We start from the raw sequence: 20,353 nt of genomic DNA, 5'->3' as shown, positions 1-20,353 counted from the left end.
CTATTTTTCGGAATTTTAATTTTTGTTTATAGCATTTTATTAAATGGAATTAGGCTTAGTTTGAATTAATATTTTATTTTTTAAATGGTTTCATGATTTTTATCACAATAAGATTTTTATAAATAAATAATTATTACAATAAATAAAAATACCGTGAATTAATAAAAGGAATAACAATGATGAGCAAATTGTTAACTAGGAAATATAAGAAGTGGATAACGCCACTTGTTTTAGTTCCAATGGTTGCACTTACAGCCTGTTCCGGTGATGACGGAAGTAATGGTGAAGATGGCGAGCCTGGTGACATTAATATTGCGATTTCTTCAGCGACTTCATTAAAAGCTGAAATTGAAAAAGTTACGATTGACGAATCGTTAAACGTCTCTTTTGAATTCTATTTGAGTAACGTCAATGGTGTTGCTGTCAGGGGGTTAGCTGATTTGGAGTCAATTCCGACTTTGGGTGCTGGTATTGCTAAACTGGGCGAGCAGCAACGACGAGTTAGACCATTAAATGAAGCTGATAGCGCTAGCGTTCAATCTACGGCTGAAACTGATTTGTCACCACAGTGGACAAGTTATATCAATAATATAGTGGAGCCGGGTGACGTTGCTGATAATGATTTAGAAGAGGGCTGGGATAAAAATAAAGGCACTCAATGGCAGGCCAGTATTGAATCTTCATGTAAAGAAGGCTGTATTGAAGCAATAGGCAATGGTTTGTACCGTTATACGTTTTCACAAACCTTAGACAGCTATTCAAATATTGATGGTATCAATACTGACTACACTGCTGAAAATATTCATCGGGTTTATTTAGAATTATTGCCTTATTCCGATGCCGAAATTAATACCATGTTAGTTAACACCACATTTGATTTTGATCCTCAAACAGGTTTTGCTGCGGCAGCAGAAGACACTCGGATATTACTGGCTGCTGAGCAAAGCTGTTATCGCTGTCATACCGATGACTTATCGGCAGACAATAGCTTATTAATGCATGGCAGCAAACGCTTTGATTATGAAGGCTGTGTCATGTGTCATACCAGTTATTCAGGGGATCCTGAAACCGGTGTGAGCATTGGTATGGCGAGCTTAGTACATAAAATCCATAAGAGTGATTACTTAGTGATTGGCTATAAAGGTTCAGTTCATGACTACAGTGATTTGTCTTATCCTGGTGATATGCATCAATGTCAGCAATGTCATATTGAAGACGGTGCGCCTCAAGCTGACTTTTACCAATATCCTGGTCAAGAAACCTGTTTAAGCTGTCATGAGAAATATGCACCTGATACTTGGAATGGTACTGCGGTAGGCTTATTCCATGATCGCGATGCATTTCCTGATGCATGGGCGATGAGCTGTAGTGGTTGTCACCCAGATAGTAACAATCCATTAGGTTCTGCCATTTTCCACAATGCTACGGTGAGCGTGACTGACACCTTGATGCAGCAATATCAGTTTGCGTTAACTGACAGTGTTGTAGATGAGGCGCAGGACACGTTAACTGCCACCTTAACCTTTAATCAGTTAAGCACTAATCCTGATGCTGATCCTGCTATTGATAATCTATGGATTGTCGCTTCAGGTAATAATCAACAAGCCGTAATGCCAACTGATAATGGCCAACGTAAAGTGTGGGATATTGTCTCAGGATCTGACGATATCACGCTCACTAGAGATAGTTCTGTTGTGACTGTGACAATTGCTAATGCCAGTGTTGCTGATTTTGGCTTAGAGGATAAAGGAACATTATTTGCCAAAGTAATGGCATGTGGTGATAAATCAACGGGGTTAGCAGCTTCATGTGATGCGTTGGGTTCAGACACTAATATTGTTGTTGCCGAAGTACCTGCTGACAGCACAATTGCCTTAACTGCCAATGTAGATGCTTACGCTGAATTGGTGAATAACCAAAAATGTGTGGCTTGTCATGATGAGCAATTCCAGCAACGTGTAAATGATGCGCACAGTAAAATATCGACTCCTGGTAATGGCGCAACCTGTGGTGCATGTCATTCACCGCAAGTAGCAACAACATTGACAGATGGTAGCTGTCAAAGCTGTCATACCAACGACATGGTTAAATACATGAATGCGACGCGTAAGCACACCCCAGGTGATGCTAGCATCAAAGCATTTAGAACCATCAATAACAGCTTAAGCTACCGTGAGTTAGTGCATTCATTGCATGCTAATACGCGAACCACTGTGGGTTATCAAGGTAACGAGCGTGAAGATATGACTTATCCTGCTGCGGCGAATGATTGCCGAGCATGTCATGACGAAGGCCAACTCGATATGGAAACGCTAGCAGCGCAAGATTCTGTGGTAGTAGCAACGCCTGATGCAACCATGACTGGTGAAGTTGCCGAGTATTCACCGACAGTCGCTACATGCTCAGCTTGTCATAACAATGTTGAAAGTTGGGCTGCCCACGCTGTAAGTTACGGTGGTGTATTCCAGCAAGATGCGAGCTCAGGCGCTATTTACCAACCTGGTGATGAGTCTTGTCAAACCTGTCATGGTGAAGGCAAAGGCTTTGGTATTGATGTGATGCACGGCTTTAATTAAAGCGACATAACGCTTGCCAAAGGGCTGTATGAGTTTGAAAAATCACTCCGATTTGCTCGTACAGCCCTTTTTTAATATTCGCCTTTAATGTTCTAAGGCTCATCATCACTTTTTACTCTGTATTTAAGCGACGCATTAATGATTTACATTTACTAGCACTTCTTATAACTATCTGTGTTTATTCAATAAAAGTTGTTTGTTTTTTATTCTTCCTATTTATGCAATAGAGTGTGCACATTTTGCGACTGTAATTTTGTTACATAAATCCGTATAATCCTCCTTCAAATGGATTCGCTACGCGCGATTAATCTCTGTGACCTTTGGAAAATAATAATGAAAACCCAATCATTTCGTTCAGACATCGGCGTTATCGGCCTCGGTGTTATGGGCAAAAATCTCGCGTTAAATATTGCTGATAATGGCTACCAGGTTGCCGCTTTCGATCTTGATAGTGAAAAAGTTAATGCCGCCATTAATCAAGAACAAGCAGAAAGAAAGGCCGACAAAGCACCCCGAATGCTCGGCTGTAATAATCTTACCGAAATGCTCGATTCATTAGCTAAACCTCGTGTGATCGTTCTATCAGTTCCTGCTGGTGGCCCAGTTGACGGTGTGTGTAATGCGTTAATTGATGCTGGTATTGAATCAGACGATATTATTGTTGATACAGGCAACAGTTTATGGACAGATACCGTTGAGCGTGAAGCGCGCTTTAAAGGTAAGTTTGTATTCTTTAGTTCAGCAGTCTCAGGTGGCGAAGTCGGTGCACGTTTTGGCCCATCATTAATGCCTAGTGGTGACAAAGATGCTTGGCAGTACGTTGCTCCTGTATGGAAAGCGATGGCGGCTAAGGTTGATCCTGAAACAGGCTTACCCATAGAGCGTTTCGAGCCAGGTAACCCAGTCATTGAGGGTGAGCCATGTACGACTTACATAGGTCCTGCTGGTTCTGGTCATTATGTGAAGATGGTGCATAACGGTATTGAATACGCCGATATGCAATTAATTTGTGAAGCATACCAATTACTTCATGATGGTTTAGGTTTATCTGCTCATGAAATTGGCGATATTTTCCATGGTTGGAATCAAGGTAGTTTAAACAGTTATCTGATGGAAATCAGCGCTGAAGTACTGCAACAAGATGATCCGCTAACGGGTAAACCGCTAGTAGAGATGATCTTAGATAAAGCGGGTCAAAAGGGGACAGGTTTATGGACTGCGGTGAGCAGTTTACAAATTGGTTGCCCTGCGCCAACGATTGCTGAAGCTGTTTATGCTCGTGCTGTTAGTACTCAAAAAGTGTTGCGTATTAACTTAAGCACTAAGCTTGCTGGCCCCGCCAAAGTTAGCCTTAACGATGCTGAAAAAGCCGAATTTATTGCTAATCTTGAAGATGCACTGTATTGCGCCAAAGTGTGCTGTTATGCACAAGGTTTTCAATTAATGGCGATGGCTGCAAAAGAGCAAAATTGGACTTTAGATTTTGCCGAAATCGCTAAGATTTGGCGCGCGGGTTGTATTATTCGAGCCACTTTCTTGCAATCAATCACCAAGGCTTATCAAGATGATGCCGACCTGCCGAATCTATTGATGGCAGAAACCTTTAGTGACAGTTTATCAGCTAAACATATTAACTGGCGTAAAACGGTTGCGGCTTCAGTGATGCAAGGCATTCCTGCGCCATGTATAAGCTCTGCCGTGGCTTATTATGATAGTTATCGTAGTGAAACGCTGCCAGCTAATTTACTTCAAGGTCAGCGTGACTTTTTTGGTGCTCATACTTTCGAACGAACTGACAAGCCAGCTGGTGAAAAGTATCATTTAGATTGGAGCGCTAAAGAGCGTACTTTATCTAAAGTATAGTTTTTACAGCGATAGCTTTTGTTTATAGGCAAAAGTTGCTTAATTTAGCTGGTTCAATTTAAACCGTTAAAATACTGTCTATTAGTCTATATCTAAAAACGCTTCTTTTTGAGAAGCGTTTTTTTATATCAGCATTTTTAATATTTAAATTAAGTTATATCTTAACTGTAGTTACAATGGTTAATAACGAATCATTCGTATTCAGTTGTTTTGTATATTAATTAAGAGATTATCTAAATTCATCAGGCCTTGTAAATGGTACAAGTCTAATATAGGTTAAATTAAGGTACTAACTGAAATAAGGGAATATACATGCCAACGAAAGCGGATAAGAAAAAAGATTAGTTGAAGCCATTGATGTTCTTACCACCGAATATAATAAATATTCTGATGCAGCAGTAAAACAACTCCCAGCGTTAGAAACTAAAGATAATGAAGCGTTAGAAAAGTTATTAGAAGTGGTGTTATTACGTGAGTCAATGAGCCAGAGAGCGACGTCTAAAGCGCCAGCTTCAATAAAGTTAAGGGCGTCTATTGCTGATGTGATTTTACTTAATGATGATTTTGATAGAAAGCTGATCTCTGCCAATGCTAATGCAGCTGTGGAAGCCAGTTAATTAATCATTAAACCCGTTATCTATGCGAGTTATATAAAAGCACTTCTTTATGAGAAGTGCTTTTATTGATTTTAAGCCCTAATTTAACACTAGGCCGATACTGAATAAAAAGCTAAACATCATCGTCAATTTTGCGGTTCTACCAAGTATTGGGTTAAGGGCTTCGCCACTGGTATTACTAAACTCACCGCTGAGCTGACGGGCATATACTAACGAAAGACCTGCTAATAAAACGGGTATTCCGGGTAGGTATCCCATTAAGAATCCGCCAATAATGATCCCGAAAGGTAAATAAACTAATGCTTGATATAGTATCCGAGCCTGAGCTTGACCGATGCGCACAGCAAGTGTGTTCTTGCCAGCTTTAGTATCTGTTTGAATATCACGAGTATTATTGACTAACATTATCGCCGCGTTAAACATGCCTATTGCGCTGCCTAAGAGCCATGCGCTGGTGCTGGTATCACCAGCTTGAATGTAATAACTGCCGACAACAGCAACTAAACCGAAAAAAACGAACGCTGCAACTTCACCTAGTCCATGAGACGCAAGCGGGTAAGGGCCGCCGCTATAACAAACTGCACCAAGTAATGCAGCAACGGCTAAAACGGCGATAGGCCACCCCCCATGTACAATCAGGGCTGAACCGACAAGTAATGCCAATACTAGGCACAATATCATGGCATTGCGGACACTATTTGGTGAAATCATGCCGCTTTGGGTAACACGAACTGGACCAACACGCTCGTCGGTATCAATGCCGTTCTTAAAGTCGAAATAATCGTTTGCTAGGTTAACGGCTATTTGTAATAAAATGGCACACAACATAGAGATACAGGCAATTGTAAAACTGAATTGTTCTAGGTGCAGCGCTAGAATATTACCAATTAATAAAGGACCAATTGCAGCGGGTAGGGTGCGTGGTCGAATAGCTAAAATCCAAGATTGCATATAGTTAAGGCTTCAAGGTATTGAGTTAAATTAGGATTGCCTAATAGCATAGCAATTTTTTACGATTAAGTACGAGATTGTGATCGCGCAATTTGGTAAAAAGTTATTGTTATTTTTGCTGATTTTTTTCATATTTTGTACATATAACCATAAATTTATGATTATTTTTACTATTGATATGCGGTTCTAAGGTAACCTTAGACAATTGAGATAGCATCAACAGCGTTAGGATATTTATGAGTCAGGTATTAAACGATTTATTGTCATTACTGTCATTAGAACAAATAGAGCTTGGTCTTTATCGTGGTCAAAGCCAAGATTTAGGATTTGGCCATGTGTTTGGTGGACAAGTAATGGGGCAAGCATTAAGCGCTGCGAAACAAACGGTCAGCGAAGATAGACATGTGCATTCGTTGCATTCATATTTCTTGCGCGCTGGTGATGAGAAATTGCCAATTGTTTATGATGTTGAGAATATGCGCGACGGTGGCAGTTTTAGTGCAAGGCGAGTGAAAGCGATTCAAAAAGGTCGTCCAATTTTTTATATGACTTGCTCATTTCAAACGCCCGAAGCTGGATATGACCATCAGGCGATCATGCCAGACGTTCCCGGACCAGAAGGCTTATTGAACCAACAAGAACTGGCGCTGACGATGCGTGATAAAGTGCCGGCAAAAATACTAGAAAAGTTCATGGCTGATTCACCGATTGAGATGCGTTTAGTTAACCCTGTCCATCCAATTGCGCCAGACTCGACTGAACCTAAGCGATATACTTGGATGCGCGCCAGTGGCAATATCCCAACAGATCATAGCGTACAAGAATATTTGTTGGCTTATGCCTCAGATTTTAACTTTCTAGTCACAGCAGCTCAGCCGCATGGGGTATCATTTTTAACGCCAGGTATGAGAATGGCAACCATAGATCATGCTATGTGGTTCCATAGGCCGTTTAATTTTTCTGACTGGTTGCTCTATAGTGTTGAAAGTACTAATGCGAGTGGCGGTCGTGGTTTTGTAAAAGGGCAGTTTTTTGATCAACAAGGGCGTTTGGTTGCATCAGCAACTCAAGAAGGTCTATTAAGAATGACGAAAGGGTAATGACGATGAAGAATGGTTTTAAAGCAATGGTCTTTGGGGTGATAACTCTAATATTGACGGCATGTGTCACTGTAACACCTGATGAGCCAGTTGTTATTAATGGCTATGCTGGTTATTTAGAGCGGGTAACTCTTCCTGCTGGCTGTCGAATCGATATTGCAATTATTGACTTAAATACCCCCGGCTTGATTATTTCGCAGAAAAACTTTGATATTGCTCGCGCTCCGGTGCCATTTAAATTTACGCTACCTGCGGACAGTATCGACGATGATATTGAATATGGTGTGGTGGCAATGATTTCATATCAAGGGCAAGTGATCTTTCAAACCTATGATAAATTTCCTGTTGTAAATAACGATAAATACACTACCGAAGTTATTATGAAACAAGTTGAACGTTAAACTGAATTTATTCCGTTTCAGCTAAATCGGTGTTATTTCGTTTGCGTCTTAATTTTTATTCCTAGGAATTAAGACGTAAATCACATCTTCTTATATCACTAATTGCATGTGCTGCTTAACAAGCAATAATCAAATTTCATTTCTTTTTATAATCGAGGCTTAAGTTGTGCCTGATTTGCGTGTTAATGCTGTAAATGAAGTCGATCAATCTCGTTCTGAGCATCGACTCATTTGGGCTTTATGTTTAGCCTCTATCGTTGTCTATATTAATCTTTATGCCGTACAAGGCATGCTGCCTTCAATTGCAGAACATTTTGATGTTACAGGCGCTAAAGCCACTTTAATTCTTTCTGTTACCAGTTTTTCGCTGGCTTTCTCGCTATTAATTTATGCGGTTATTTCCGATCGTATTGGCCGTCTTGCCCCAATTATGGTGAGCCTCTGGTTGCTGGTAGCTTCAAATGTTCTATTAATATTTGCACAGGATTTTGATGCATTATTAATGGTGAGATTGTTGCAAGGGGTTTTATTAGCTGCTGTCCCTGCAATTGCGATGGCTTACTTTAAAGACCAATTACCAGCTAGTTTTCTGCTAAAAGCGGCCGGTATTTATATTATGGCCAATAGTTTAGGTGGTATTGGTGGTAGGTTAATGGGTGGCTTGTTATCGCAATATTGCACTTGGGAACAAGCAATGACAGTCAATTTTGCTGTGACATTAACTGGTATTACGCTGGTAACGTATTTATTGCCAAGGCGAGAGCTAAAGCCTGAAAAAATTAAAGACTCTATTGGCGTGTTATCAAAGATAAAACAAGATATTGGTGGCTTTATTTACCATTTAACAGACCATCAAATGCGTTTAGTTTATGCCATTGGTGGGCTTGCGTTCATGATGATGGTGAATCAATTCAGTTTTATTCAGCTGCACCTTATGGATGACCCATATAATTTTAGCCGTTTTGCAGCCACTCTGATTTTCTTGTGCTATTTGAGTGGCACACTAACGTCTTATTTTTCAGCTAAGTGGGTGGTGAAATTTGGCGCGTTACGTTTATTTAAAGGTGCATTATTGGTCATGCTATTAGGGACATTGCTTACCTTAATGGATAACCTAGCCGCTATTACGCTAGGATTTTTACTTACTGCGAGTGGTTTCTTTTTAACTCATAGCTGTTGTAACTCATTTGTGGCCATCAGAGCGTCGACTCATCGTGCTAAAGCGACTTCTTTATACCTTTGCAGTTATTATCTCGGAGCGTCGCTTGGAGGGCCGTATTTGATGCTTTTTTGGCACCAATTAGAATGGCAAGGGGTTGTTATTGGATCTTGTGGATTATTAGCCTTGCTATCTGTGGCAATTATGCGACTGACTTATCATCAGTCAAAAGATATTGAACTCGAAAAGGTTGTTCAAACAAGCTAATTATTGTCGAGGTATAGAATAAACATTAGAGGCCGTAGGCCTCTTTTTTATATCTGTTATTCGGGTAATTTAAAAATCTACTGCAATGGGCTCTTAAAATTCATTGTTAATGAGCTGTATCACGAACTAGTTGAGTTCTTAATTAAGTAAATTATGTTGAGGACTTCATTTAGCACATCCCCTGAGAGTCTAGTTGAAGCTAGGGTAAATATTTCGATGATAACTAAGATAAATGGTTTATATGGATAAACACATCCTAAGCTTTAGCTTGTAATTGCCTGCATTATTTCTATTTTAATCACTGTATTTAATAAAACAGTCTCTTTGTTCAGGTGATGGAAAGGCTAATGATCAATACAAGGAGTTGTGTTGGTTATTGATATTAGGGTTAAAGCTAAGCTGGAGTGGAGTAAGGTAAGTTTTGAGTGATTAAATACTGCAGTATTAGAATGACATCTAAATCAGTGATGTGTGTTTAGAGGCCCATGTATAGAAGTTCATGTATAGAAGTTCATGTTTAGAAGATTGTGTAATGAAAGAGTTGAGACTGGCAAATTTCAGACATAAAAAAACCACAATTAAGTGGCTTTAATAACTCTTAAAAGCTATCTCTAATGATAAAGCTAATAAAAGAAGGTGGTATCCCCTAGGGGATTCGAACCCCTGTTACCGCCGTGAAAGGGCGGTGTCCTAGGCCTCTAGACGAAGGGGACCCGGACTGCATTAGACTCTGCAAAGAGTGAATACTCATTAAATCCTGTAGGCTAAGATTTAACGCTTAATTTCAAATCACCAATTACTCGGTAATTTATCTTCTTAAAAAAGAAGGTGGTATCCCCTAGGGGATTCGAACCCCTGTTACCGCCGTGAAAGGGCGGTGTCCTAGGCCTCTAGACGAAGGGGACCCGGACTGCATTAGACTCTGCAAAGAGTGAATAACTCATTAAGTTCTGTAGGCTAAAACTTAACGCTTTTTTTCAAACTATCGAAATAAATCAATAATTTTAAAATAGTGGTATCCCCTAGGGGATTCGAACCCCTGTTACCGCCGTGAAAGGGCGGTGTCCTAGGCCTCTAGACGAAGGGGACCCGGACTGCATTATACTCTGCAAAGAGTGAATAACTCATTAAGTTCTGTAGGCTAAAACTTAACGCTTTTTTTAAACTATCGAAATAAATCAATAATTTTAAAATAGTGGTATCCCCTAGGGGATTCGAACCCCTGTTACCGCCGTGAAAGGGCGGTGTCCTAGGCCTCTAGACGAAGGGGACCCGGACTGCATTAGACTCTGCAAAGAGTGAATAACTCATTAAGTTCTGTAGGCTAAAACTTAACGCTTTTTTCAAACTATCGAAATAAATCAATAATTTTTAAATAGTGGTATCCCCTAGGGGATTCGAACCCCTGTTACCGCCGTGAAAGGGCGGTGTCCTAGGCCTCTAGACGAAGGGGACCCGGACTGCATTAGACTCTGCAAAGAGTGAATAACTCATTAAGTTTTGTAGGCTAAAACTTAACGCTTAATTTCAAATTACCAATTACTCAGTAATTTATCTTCTTAAAAAAAGAAGGTGGTATCCCCTAGGGGATTCGAACCCCTGTTACCGCCGTGAAAGGGCGGTGTCCTAGGCCTCTAGACGAAGGGGACCCGGACTGCATTAGACTCTGCAAAGAGTGAATAACTCATTAAGTTCTGTAGGCTAAAACTTAACGCTTTTTTTCAAACTATCGAAATAAATCAATAATTTTAAAATAGTGGTATCCCCTAGGGGATTCGAACCCCTGTTACCGCCGTGAAAGGGCGGTGTCCTAGGCCTCTAGACGAAGGGGACCCGGACTGCATTAGACTCTGCAAAGAGTGAATACTCATTAAGTTCTGTAGGCTAAAACTTAACGCTTTGATTTAAGTATAATTGGTGGAGCTACACGGGATCGAACCGTGGACCTCTTCGCTGCCAGCGAAGCGCTCTCCCAGCTGAGCTATAGCCCCTCAACTATACTTAATACATTTGGACATGCTGCGATAAATAATCACGTTGTGTCTCAACTGCGAGGCGCATTCTATGCAGCCTCGCCAAAAGTGTCAACTCGTTTTTTAAGAATTTATTCTATCTGCTACAAATTCAATCGCTTTGGATATTCTTTGTTCGCAACGAGCCTTTCCAACCAAAAATAAGGTTAAATCTACAGCAGGTGACATACCAGCGCCTGTAACCGCTACGCGTAAAGGCATTCCGACTTTACCCATACCCACTTCAAGTTCTGCAGCTGTATCTTCAATTGCTTGATGAATAGCTTCAACTGTCCACTCAGGAAGTGCAGAAATTTTTTGTTGAATTAGCTTTAGTGGTTCCATTGCAACACCACGTAAATGCTTTTTAGCAGCATTTTCGTCGAAAGCGTCGAAATCTTCATAGAAGTAGCGGCTAGATGCAGCTAAATCTTTTAATGTTTTCGCTCTTTCTGCTAATGCTGTAACGACTTCTGCTAATGCAGGGCCATTAGCTGTATCAATTTTCTGATCATCCATATGCCACTGAAGGTGGTTTGCTACATATTCTGGCGCAAGTTCTTTAATGTAATGTTGGTTTAACCAGTTCAGTTTTTCAGTATTAAAGGCTGAAGCAGCTTTGTTGATATCGTCTAGTTTAAATAACGAGATCATTTCTTCCATTGAGAAAACTTCTTGATCGCCATGAGACCAACCTAAACGAACTAGGTAGTTAAGAAGTGCTTCAGGTAAGTAACCATCATCACGATATTGCATAACACCGACTGCGCCGTGACGTTTTGATAGTTTTGCACCGTCATCACCTAAAATCATCGATACGTGAGCATATTCAGGCACTGGTGCACCTAATGCTTTAAGGATGTTAATTTGGCGAGGGGTGTTATTGATGTGGTCTTCACCACGAACAACACAAGTTATGCCCATATCCCAGTCATCAACTACAACACAGAAGTTGTATGTCGGCGTACCTTCTGTACGAGCAATAATTAAGTCATCTAATGTATCATTAGCAAATTCGATACGACCACGAACATGATCATCAAAAACTACACTGCCTTCAGTTGGGTTTTTGAAACGAATAACGAATGGCTCGTCAGTATCACGAGGAGCATGATCACGACAATGGCCGTCATATTTTTGTGATTCGCCATTTGCAGCTTGTTCTTCGCGCATTGCTTCAATACGTTCGCGAGAACAGTAACACTTATAAGCAGTACCTTGTTCTAGCATTTGAGCGATGATTTCGTTGTAACGATCGAAACGTTTAGTTTGGTAATAAGGACCTTCATCCCAAGTTAGACCTAACCATTCCATTCCTTCAAGAATTGCTGCGCAAGCTTCAGGAGTTGAACGCTCAATATCAGTATCTTCTACACGTAAAACAAACTCGCCTTGGTTTGCGCGGGCATAAAGCCAAGAATAAAGTGCTGTACGAGCACCACCTACATGTAAAAAGCCTGTTGGGCTAGGAGCAAAACGCGTCTTAGTTGTCATAATGGGACACTGACCTATTTTCAAAACGTCTATATAAAGACAGATATAATAAAGTGGCCGATATTCTATACCCAAACCACCTTGTTATGCGAGTTTCACTATTGATAATTTAAACTGCGTCAATAAGCACAGCAATTAATGATAGATATAAGCAAAAAACTATAGCCAAAGAGAGTGCTAATTGCTTACTTAACCTCAACTCAGTTTAATAAATCCATATCAAACCGCTTGTTCAACGCCAACTATATTGAATTTACTTGCCATAGACTCGCTATTGATGCGTAAATTCGTCTTGTTATCAGTGCAAAGGTTAAGTTTGAATGACAGTTGACTATCTATTAGCTACTTAAATCTGGCTTATTCATCTTTTAACTCGGCTAATAACTCGGCTGAAGTTACTAATGAATTAAAAGTTGTAAGATATAGAGTGATAGAGAGGCCGACTAAACTTTGACTGAGCTGTGACTGAAGCTTGGCCTTGAACCTGTCAGGTGGATCGATTTAGTCGCTATTTGGGATTATTGATTCTCTTTACATAGATAAAGTAGTAATTAAGATTCGGTTGATTAAATGACAGAGCGACTTCTGATGAATGTATGATGATTTTACTCTCAATATTATTTGAGGGAAAAGCATTAAAGAGATAAAAGGCTAGAGGGCACGATAAACAATTTTGCTTTAAAGCAGTCTATTTCGTCATTTATCGCCATTAAAGCGTTTAACAATTCAACAATCAGCACGTTTTTACCACGGCTAAGCTTTTTAAATGAAAAAGTCGTTGACAGTATTTTGTTGCTCCCTATAATACGGCCCCACACAGCGAGGTCGATTAGCTCAGCTGGGAGAGCACCTCCCTTACAAGGAGGGGGTCACTGGTTCGAGCCCAGTATCGACCACCATTCTTTATTTATAGAGAATTAAATCATTGTGTAAATCCCAGGTCGATTAGCTCAGCTGGGAGAGCACCTCCCTTACAAGGAGGGGGTCACTGGTTCGAGCCCAGTATCGACCACCATTCTTTTTGTAAAGAATTAAAACATTACGAAATCCCAGGTCGATTAGCTCAGCTGGGAGAGCACCTCCCTTACAAGGAGGGGGTCACTGGTTCGAGCCCAGTATCGACCACCATTCTTTTTGTAAAGAATTAAAACATTACGAAATCCCAGGTCGATTAGCTCAGCTGGGAGAGCACCTCCCTTACAAGGAGGGGGTCACTGGTTCGAGCCCAGTATCGACCACCATTCTTTTTGTAAAGAATTAAAACATTACGAAATCCCAGGTCGATTAGCTCAGCTGGGAGAGCACCTCCCTTACAAGGAGGGGGTCACTGGTTCGAGCCCAGTATCGACCACCATTCTTTTTGTAAAGAATTAAAACATTATGAAATCCCAGGTCGATTAGCTCAGCTGGGAGAGCACCTCCCTTACAAGGAGGGGGTCACTGGTTCGAGCCCAGTATCGACCACCATTCTTTTTGTAAAGAATTAAAACATTACGAAATCCCAGGTCGATTAGCTCAGCTGGGAGAGCACCTCCCTTACAAGGAGGGGGTCACTGGTTCGAGCCCAGTATCGACCACCATTTCTTCTGCTTTACCTCTTTAATTTCTCAAATCTTATTGATATCTCAAACATTCAATTTTCTGTTTTATTATTCATTTTATTTTGCTGCAATCTATTCATTTTTTCGTTAAAGAGTCTATTTCGCATAATTTGTTGGCAAGCTTAAGCAAACCTTCATTGATTAGGTCGTTAACCGTATTGGTAATCTATATTCACTCTTTGAATAGGTAATTGAGCCATAAAAAAGCCGCTCAATGATTGCATTGAACGGCTTTGTGTCTTTACTCACTCAAATTAGGTTAATCAATGCCTAAAAATCCACCGGTTTGATGAGCCCAAAGTTGAGCGTAGATCCCACCAGATTTGATTAATTCTTGATGAGTACCTTGTTCAACAATTTTGCCTTTATCCAATACGATTAATCTGTCCATTGCTGCAATGGTTGATAAACGATGTGCAATAGCAATTACCGTTTTACCTTGCATCAATTCATACAAACTTTCTTGAATCGCTGCTTCAACCTCAGAATCTAACGCAGATGTCGCTTCATCAAGTAAAAGGATCGGTGCATTTTTAAGTAATACACGTGCAATTGCGATTCGTTGACGTTGACCGCCCGATAGTTTAACCCCACGTTCACCCACTTGTGCATCTAAGCCGGTATTACCGAAAGGATCCGATAGGTCTTGAATGAACTCGCTTGCCTGAGCTTGCTCAATTGCGGCCATTAATTGCTCATCTGAAGCTGTAGGGTCGCCATAAAGAATATTTTCACGGATTGAGCGATGTAACAGTGAGGTATCTTGGGTCACCATGCCGATCATTGAACGTAATGAGTCTTGGGTGACATCGGTAATTTTTTGATCGTCAATGGCAACATGACCTTTCTCGACATCATGAAACCGCATCAGGAGGTTAACCAGTGTGGACTTTCCTGCACCCGAACGACCCACTAAACCGACTTTTTCACCGGCTTTAATATTTAAATTCAGGTCGTTAATCACCCCTGAGTTTTCACCATAATTAAAGCTCACATCGTTAAAATCAATTTTACCATTATCAACGATGATATCTTTTGCATTGGGCTTATCTTCAATCTCAATAGGTTTAGATAAGGTGTTCATGCCGTCGGTGACAGTACCTATGTTTTCAAATAAAGAACTGATTTCCCACATAATCCACTGTGACATACCGTTAAGTCTTAAGGCTAAACTCACCGCGATAGCAATCGCGCCGACGGTAATGGCATTGTCTGCCCAAAGCCAAATGGAGACTGCAGCAATAGTGAATGCCAGCATGTAGTTAATGGCTTGGACTAATACGTTGATGATGGTGACAAGGCGCATTTGGCCATAAACTGTGTGTAAAAAGCCCATCATACTGTCTTGTGCGTAATCAGCTTCTTGCTTAGTGTGAGAAAACAGCTTAACAGTCGCAATATTGGTGTAGCTATCGACGATACGCCCTGTCATTGTCGAACGGGCATCGGCTTGCTTTGCTGAAATGGCTTTAAGTTTGGGGACTAATTTCCATTGTATTGCGACGTAGGCAAATAACCATATCAACATGGGCAACATTAAACGAATATCAGCGCTGGCTATCATGACTAACATTGAAGTGAAGTAAATCAGGATATACATCAATACATCCAGTAATTTCATCACTGTTTCACGCACAGCTAATGAGGTTTGCATCACTTTAGTGGCGATACGGCCTGCAAAATCGTCTTGGTAGAACGAAATACTCTGCTTAAGCAAATAACGGTGAGCTTGCCAACGAATCGCCATTGGGTAATTACCCAATAAGGTTTGATGGACGATAGAGGCGTGTAGCCAAACTAATAGAGGGATCACAACCAGCACAATAATCGACATACCGATTAAGGTATTACCTTCATCCTGCCATAAGGTTTCAGGGTTTTTAGTCACTAACCAGTCAACTAATTTACCCATAAAGCCAAATAAAGAGACCTCTAAAACGGCCAATGTAGCAGTTAACATCGACATGATAATCAGATGCTTTTCAAACCCACGAGTGTAATGGCGGCAAAAAGCATAAATGCCTTTTGGGGCTTGGGATGGCTCTTCTTGAGGAAGTGGGTTGGTTAACGATTCGAAAAATTTAAACATCAACTGCTCTAACAAATATTAGTTATTGCTAGGATACCGTAACTTGTGAACCAAGTGTTGAATTGATTATTACAATTCATGTCTGAAAAGAATCATCATTGAGTTCCGTTTTCCGCTAGTGAGTACAGGTAACTTTGGTTACAGTAGATTTACTTTAAGCTGTTATGAGCGTATCTAAGCCGTTATGAAGACTTCTAATATTAATGAAACCAACGGATCGAATGAAACGCAGTTGGTTTCGTTAAGCCATGATAGTGAATCAAATCAAGGCTCTGTTAATTGTCATTTGTCAGACGATGTTTGCAGGCAGGCAAGATTAAGTCGTGATGCTCGTTTTGATGGTCGCTTTTTCATTGGTGTCAAAACGACTGGTATTTTTTGTCGTTCTATTTGCCCAGCATCGCCCCCTAAAGAGCAAAATGTGGTTTATTTTGATTCTGCTATCAAAGCGGCTGAAGCAGGGCTTAGACCTTGCTTACGCTGCCGACCAGACAGTGCGCCGCAATCGAATGCGTGGCAAGGTACGAGCACCAGTTTACAAAGAGCGATTCATTTAATTGATGGTGGCTGTTTAAGCGGTGATAATGCAGAGTCTTTAACGGATTTATCAGCCCGCCTTGGAATTAGCTCGCGCTATTTAAGCCAGTTGTTTAACAAACAACTTGGTACCTCACCCAAAAAATATGCCTTATACCGTCAACTGATGTTCGCAAAACAACTGTTACATCAGACCCAGCTTTCAATGACCGATGTCGCTATGGCGGCAGGTTTTAATAGTATTAGGCGTTTTAACGAAGTATTTAAGTCCCAATTGCAGTTAACTCCTTCGCAATTAAGGCGCTCAAGTAGCGCTAAATCAGTCGAATCAAAAGACAAAACAACCTCACGTAGCCTGCAAACGAGTCCGCAAGGGATTAATTTACTGTTGGATTACAGGCCGCCATATCAATGGCCTCATATGTGGGCATTTTATCAATTACGCGCGGTTGAAGGCATGGAGTGGCTTAACGAAAAGACACTATCATATGGTCGCAGTTTTGCTGTGTTGCTTGACGACAAATTAATTAGAGGCACATTTGAAGTCGCTCAGATTAAGGCTAAAAATCAGCTTTCATTGAACGTACAATTTGAAGAGCAACAACACATAGGTTTCTTATATCAAATCGTGCAATACGTTCGTAAGTTACTCGATTTAGATGCTGATATGGATGTTATTGAAGCAGCGTTTTCGCCATTGGAAGTTATGGGAATGACTGTGTCATCAGGGCTGAGGATTCCAGCGACTGCGTCAGTACTTGAAGCGGGTTGCCGCGCGGTACTTGGACAACAAGTGAGTGTTGTTCAAGCCAGTAAGTTATTAAATCTGTTAGCGGTTAACTATGGTGATAAATGCACTATTGGGGAGCGGGAAGTGTTATTTTTTCCAACTCCTAAGCAAGTTGCCGATGCTGGACTTGATGAGTTTAAAATGCCAGGTGCAAGAAAGCGTGCTTTGAACGGACTGGGTCAATTTGTGGCACAAAACCCGTTAGCGTCACCTGAAACTTGGATAGAGGTTAAGGGAATTGGTCCTTGGACGATAGCTTACGCTCAAATGCGAGGAGAAAGTGACCCAAACATTTTTCTTGGTGGTGATTTGGTTATCAAGAATAGAATTAAAGCCTTAATTGCCAAACAAGATGCTATTACCGGCTTAGATAGGGAATTTACTCCCAAGTTATACCAACAACTCGTTGAGCAAATTAGTCATCAAGTGAGCCCATGGGGCAGTTATTTAACCTTTCAATTATGGAAAAATGATGAAAATTAATAATCAACCACCGTTATACCAGCAGGTTATTAGTAGCCCTGTAGGGAGCCTTAAATTACAAGCATCTGAGTATGGTTTAACTCACTTACAGGTGGTGAAAGATTCAGTTGCCAATACCAATGCAACAAATAATCAGCAAACTGATGCAGGTTCAGATGCAATTGCACCATCTGAAATTGAATTAGAGCAGGCTAAAGCTTATGTGGCGCAGGCGATAACAGAGTTAGAGCAATATTTTAAAGGAGAACGACAAACCTTTGATGTAAAACTTGCCGCTAAAGGCACTGAGTTTCAGCAGCAAGTGTGGCAAGCATTAACTGAATTAAACTTTGGAGAAATTTGCAGCTACGCCGCAATTGCCGACAAAATTGTACGCCCCAAAGCAGTAAGAGCTGTAGGTGCTGCAAACGGCGCTAACCCGATAGCTATTATTGTTCCTTGTCACCGCGTTATCGGTAAAAATGGGAGCTTAACAGGGTATGCCTATGGGCTTGAGATGAAACAATATCTATTAAGCTTAGAAGGCGTAAATACTGAAAACTAACATGTTATTTTAGGTTGATGTTGCTAGGGCCTGTTGAGCTTTACTAGTTAAGTTTTGTTCGAAGCAAAAGTATTTTAATTGAGGTGGATGGATTGATGCCTAGTCATCTAAGGACCTCTTTATTCATATAGACTCATCCAACAAAGAGTAAAACACTTTTAGTCGAACCCTTTGGGCAGCGTTTGTTGGCCATTTTTACTGCGTTATCGACTTTTTATGTAGAGTAACTACACCACAAACTCTCTGCCTTGTATAAATGGCCAACAATTCGCTGCAAAAACAACCTTGAAAAATCAACAGGCCCTAGAATATAAAAACAACAATAGTGAGATTTCATCAATCAATCTTCAACTTAAGTCACTCAAAGTCGCCTATAAAGTACATTCAGCCCATAAATTGCGCATAGCATGCGCAATATCGCTAACTTAAGCTGCTCAAATAAGCTAAAATAACTGCCAAAGTTATATTCAATTTTTATTTATATTTGAGCATCCTAATTTAATGACATCAGCTAATAATTCACCTGAAAACTTGCAAAAGAGTGCCACTGGTTTTGCCGAACTAGGTTTAATCGCACCGATCACTAACCGTCTTGCGGAAATGGAATATAAAACGCCAACACCTATTCAGGAGCAAGCGATTCCAAGTGTGATTGCAGGAAAAGATTTATTAGCGGGTGCCAATACAGGTTCAGGTAAAACTGCGACTTTTGTGTTGCCCATTCTGCAAAAAATTCATCAAGCGCAATTAAACACTAAAAAAGACAAAGGTAATTTTGTGTCTGCTTTGGTGCTAGTGCCGACTCGCGAGCTTGCTAAACAAGTTGCTGACAGTGTTAAGTCTTACGCTGTTTATTTTAACGGTGCGATTAAATCGACTGCTGTATTTGGTGGGGTATCTGCCAATACACAGATGTTAGCGCTTCGTGGCGGTACCGATGTGTTAGTCGCGACGCCAGGGCGTTTACTGGATTTGATTTCAAGCAATGCCATTAAGCTTGATAAAATTGAAACACTGGTACTCGATGAAGCAGACAGAATGTTAAGTCTTGGCTTCACTGAAGAGCTTTCAGCCTTGTTAGCGTTAATGCCGCAGAAAAAACAAACCTTGTTATTTTCTGCCACTTTCCCAGAAGAAGTTCGTACACTGACAGACAGTCTGCTGCAAGAACCTGTCGAAATTCAGCTTCAAAGCGCTGATGCCAGTACTTTGGTACAACGAGTATTTACGGTAAACCGTGAAAAGAAAACTGCATTACTCGCTGAGTTAATTAAGCAAAATAAATGGCGCCAAGCGCTGATATTTGTCAATGCAAAAAACAGCTGTAAGCATTTAGCCGATAAATTATCAAAGCGCGGGATTACCGCTGAAGTCTTCCATGGTGATAAAGGTCAAGGCGCGCGTAACCGAGTGTTAGATGGCTTTAAAGCTGGTGATATTGAAGTGTTAATTGCCACCGATATTGCTGCACGTGGCTTAGATATTGAAAAGTTACCCGTTGTGATTAACTTTGATCTTCCAAGAAGCCCTGCAGATTACATGCACCGTATTGGCCGTAGTGGTCGTGCTGGTGAAGTAGGTCTAGCGTTATCGCTTATTGCCCATGCTGATTATCATCATTTCGGCATCATCGAGAAAAAGAACAAGATTTGCTTAGAGCGCGAAACTTTTGTTGGATTCGAACCTGATGAAGAAATGCCAGATGATGAGTTTGCTGTAGAAAAGCCAATGGCAAAACCTGCAGGTACGGGTAAGAAAAAGAAGAAAAAACAAGCCCCTGTGAATGTTGATATTTGGGCTGGTAGCTCAAACAAAGACAGTTCCAAATAGCGACTTTTAATAAAATCTCAGACTTTACACTCTGAGATT

The 20,353-nt window shown here is 40.7% G+C and carries 12 protein-coding genes, 15 tRNA genes and 1 pseudogene; 17 read left to right on the top strand and 11 right to left on the bottom strand.

Annotated features, from left to right (window positions below; translation table 11 throughout):
- Nucleotides 1–176: 176 nt before the first annotated feature.
- The 3 genes from AC0L4E_RS12560 (at nt 177) to AC0L4E_RS12550 (ending at nt 5,056) form a co-directional block, all read left to right on the top strand.
- On the top strand, nt 177–2,576 hold the full coding sequence (locus AC0L4E_RS12560; protein ID WP_473679450.1) for an OmcA/MtrC family decaheme c-type cytochrome: 2,400 nt from the start codon (nt 177–179) through the stop codon (nt 2,574–2,576).
- 333 nt (nt 2,577–2,909) lie between these two features.
- Nucleotides 2,910–4,439, top strand: a complete 1,530-nt coding sequence (gndA, locus tag AC0L4E_RS12555; RefSeq protein ID WP_473679449.1) for an NADP-dependent phosphogluconate dehydrogenase — start codon at nt 2,910–2,912, stop codon at nt 4,437–4,439.
- Between the two features lie 479 nt (nt 4,440–4,918).
- Nucleotides 4,919–5,056, top strand: a complete 138-nt coding sequence (locus AC0L4E_RS12550) for a hypothetical protein (protein ID WP_473679448.1) — start codon at nt 4,919–4,921, stop codon at nt 5,054–5,056.
- A 78-nt stretch (nt 5,057–5,134) separates the two neighbouring features.
- Here the strand turns inward: AC0L4E_RS12550 and AC0L4E_RS12545 are convergent, their stop codons facing one another.
- Nucleotides 5,135–6,007 carry a 1,4-dihydroxy-2-naphthoate polyprenyltransferase gene (locus AC0L4E_RS12545; protein ID WP_473679447.1) on the bottom strand — a complete coding sequence of 291 codons (873 nt, stop codon included), beginning with the start codon at nt 6,005–6,007 and terminating at the stop codon, nt 5,135–5,137.
- 236 nt (nt 6,008–6,243) lie between these two features.
- Between AC0L4E_RS12545 and tesB the strand changes: the two genes are divergently transcribed.
- The 3 genes from tesB (at nt 6,244) to AC0L4E_RS12530 (ending at nt 8,934) form a co-directional block, all read left to right on the top strand.
- On the top strand, nt 6,244–7,107 hold the full coding sequence (gene tesB, locus AC0L4E_RS12540; RefSeq protein WP_473679446.1) for an acyl-CoA thioesterase II: 864 nt from the start codon (nt 6,244–6,246) through the stop codon (nt 7,105–7,107).
- 5 nt (nt 7,108–7,112) lie between these two features.
- On the top strand, nt 7,113–7,508 hold the full coding sequence (locus tag AC0L4E_RS12535; RefSeq protein ID WP_473679445.1) for a YbaY family lipoprotein: 396 nt from the start codon (nt 7,113–7,115) through the stop codon (nt 7,506–7,508).
- Nucleotides 7,509–7,683: 175 nt separating this feature from the next.
- Nucleotides 7,684–8,934: an MFS transporter gene (locus AC0L4E_RS12530; protein ID WP_473681640.1), complete on the top strand. Its 1,251-nt coding sequence runs from the start codon at nt 7,684–7,686 to the stop codon at nt 8,932–8,934.
- 637 nt (nt 8,935–9,571) lie between these two features.
- On the opposite strand, the gene AC0L4E_RS12525 is transcribed toward AC0L4E_RS12530, so the two are convergent.
- The 9 genes from AC0L4E_RS12525 to gltX all read right to left on the bottom strand — a co-directional run bounded on the left by AC0L4E_RS12525 (nt 9,572) and on the right by gltX (nt 12,440).
- A tRNA-Glu gene (locus tag AC0L4E_RS12525) sits at nt 9,572–9,647 on the bottom strand.
- A 116-nt stretch (nt 9,648–9,763) separates the two neighbouring features.
- Nucleotides 9,764–9,839: transfer RNA gene (locus tag AC0L4E_RS12520), tRNA-Glu, on the bottom strand.
- 108 nt (nt 9,840–9,947) lie between these two features.
- Nucleotides 9,948–10,023, bottom strand: a tRNA-Glu gene (locus AC0L4E_RS12515).
- Nucleotides 10,024–10,130: 107 nt separating this feature from the next.
- Nucleotides 10,131–10,206 (bottom strand) — tRNA-Glu (locus tag AC0L4E_RS12510).
- A gap of 107 nt (nt 10,207–10,313) precedes the next feature.
- Nucleotides 10,314–10,389 (bottom strand) — tRNA-Glu (locus tag AC0L4E_RS12505).
- Between the two features lie 118 nt (nt 10,390–10,507).
- Nucleotides 10,508–10,583, bottom strand: a tRNA-Glu gene (locus tag AC0L4E_RS12500).
- A gap of 108 nt (nt 10,584–10,691) precedes the next feature.
- Nucleotides 10,692–10,767 (bottom strand) — tRNA-Glu (locus AC0L4E_RS12495).
- Nucleotides 10,768–10,849: 82 nt separating this feature from the next.
- Nucleotides 10,850–10,925 (bottom strand) — tRNA-Ala (locus AC0L4E_RS12490).
- A 105-nt stretch (nt 10,926–11,030) separates the two neighbouring features.
- The gene (gene gltX / locus AC0L4E_RS12485; protein ID WP_473679444.1) at nt 11,031–12,440 is read right to left on the bottom strand and encodes a glutamate--tRNA ligase; all 1,410 of its coding nucleotides are present in this window, start codon (nt 12,438–12,440) and stop codon (nt 11,031–11,033) included.
- Nucleotides 12,441–13,263: 823 nt separating this feature from the next.
- On the opposite strand from gltX, the gene AC0L4E_RS12480 reads away from it, so the two are divergent.
- From AC0L4E_RS12480 to AC0L4E_RS12450, 7 genes are all read left to right on the top strand, one after another.
- Nucleotides 13,264–13,339 (top strand) — tRNA-Val (locus AC0L4E_RS12480).
- A gap of 40 nt (nt 13,340–13,379) precedes the next feature.
- Nucleotides 13,380–13,455, top strand: a tRNA-Val gene (locus AC0L4E_RS12475).
- A 37-nt stretch (nt 13,456–13,492) separates the two neighbouring features.
- Nucleotides 13,493–13,568: transfer RNA gene (locus tag AC0L4E_RS12470), tRNA-Val, on the top strand.
- A 37-nt stretch (nt 13,569–13,605) separates the two neighbouring features.
- Nucleotides 13,606–13,681: transfer RNA gene (locus AC0L4E_RS12465), tRNA-Val, on the top strand.
- Nucleotides 13,682–13,718: 37 nt separating this feature from the next.
- Nucleotides 13,719–13,794, top strand: a tRNA-Val gene (locus AC0L4E_RS12460).
- A 37-nt stretch (nt 13,795–13,831) separates the two neighbouring features.
- Nucleotides 13,832–13,907, top strand: a tRNA-Val gene (locus AC0L4E_RS12455).
- A gap of 37 nt (nt 13,908–13,944) precedes the next feature.
- A tRNA-Val gene (locus AC0L4E_RS12450) sits at nt 13,945–14,020 on the top strand.
- Between the two features lie 280 nt (nt 14,021–14,300).
- Here AC0L4E_RS12450 and AC0L4E_RS12445 read toward each other — a convergent pair.
- Nucleotides 14,301–16,130, bottom strand: a complete 1,830-nt coding sequence (locus AC0L4E_RS12445; RefSeq protein ID WP_473679443.1) for an ABC transporter ATP-binding protein — start codon at nt 16,128–16,130, stop codon at nt 14,301–14,303.
- A gap of 184 nt (nt 16,131–16,314) precedes the next feature.
- On the opposite strand from AC0L4E_RS12445, the gene AC0L4E_RS12440 reads away from it, so the two are divergent.
- From AC0L4E_RS12440 to AC0L4E_RS12425, 4 genes and pseudogenes are all read left to right on the top strand, one after another.
- Nucleotides 16,315–17,940 carry a DNA-3-methyladenine glycosylase 2 family protein gene (locus tag AC0L4E_RS12440; RefSeq protein ID WP_473679442.1) on the top strand — a complete coding sequence of 542 codons (1,626 nt, stop codon included), beginning with the start codon at nt 16,315–16,317 and terminating at the stop codon, nt 17,938–17,940.
- Nucleotides 17,930–18,484: a methylated-DNA--[protein]-cysteine S-methyltransferase gene (locus AC0L4E_RS12435; RefSeq protein WP_473679441.1), complete on the top strand. Its 555-nt coding sequence runs from the start codon at nt 17,930–17,932 to the stop codon at nt 18,482–18,484. The genes AC0L4E_RS12440 and AC0L4E_RS12435 overlap by 11 nt, the downstream gene beginning before the upstream one ends.
- A gap of 134 nt (nt 18,485–18,618) precedes the next feature.
- A pseudogene (locus AC0L4E_RS12430) lies at nt 18,619–18,798 on the top strand (hypothetical protein); the annotation flags it as partial.
- Between the two features lie 187 nt (nt 18,799–18,985).
- Nucleotides 18,986–20,314, top strand: a complete 1,329-nt coding sequence (locus tag AC0L4E_RS12425) for a DEAD/DEAH box helicase (RefSeq protein WP_473679440.1) — start codon at nt 18,986–18,988, stop codon at nt 20,312–20,314.
- Nucleotides 20,315–20,353: the final 39 nt, after the last annotated feature.

This window comes from Shewanella sp. GJ50-10 (assembly GCF_055808815.1).
The sequence above is the reverse complement of the archived record's forward strand: the minus strand, read 5'-3'. Positions and strand labels throughout refer to the sequence as shown.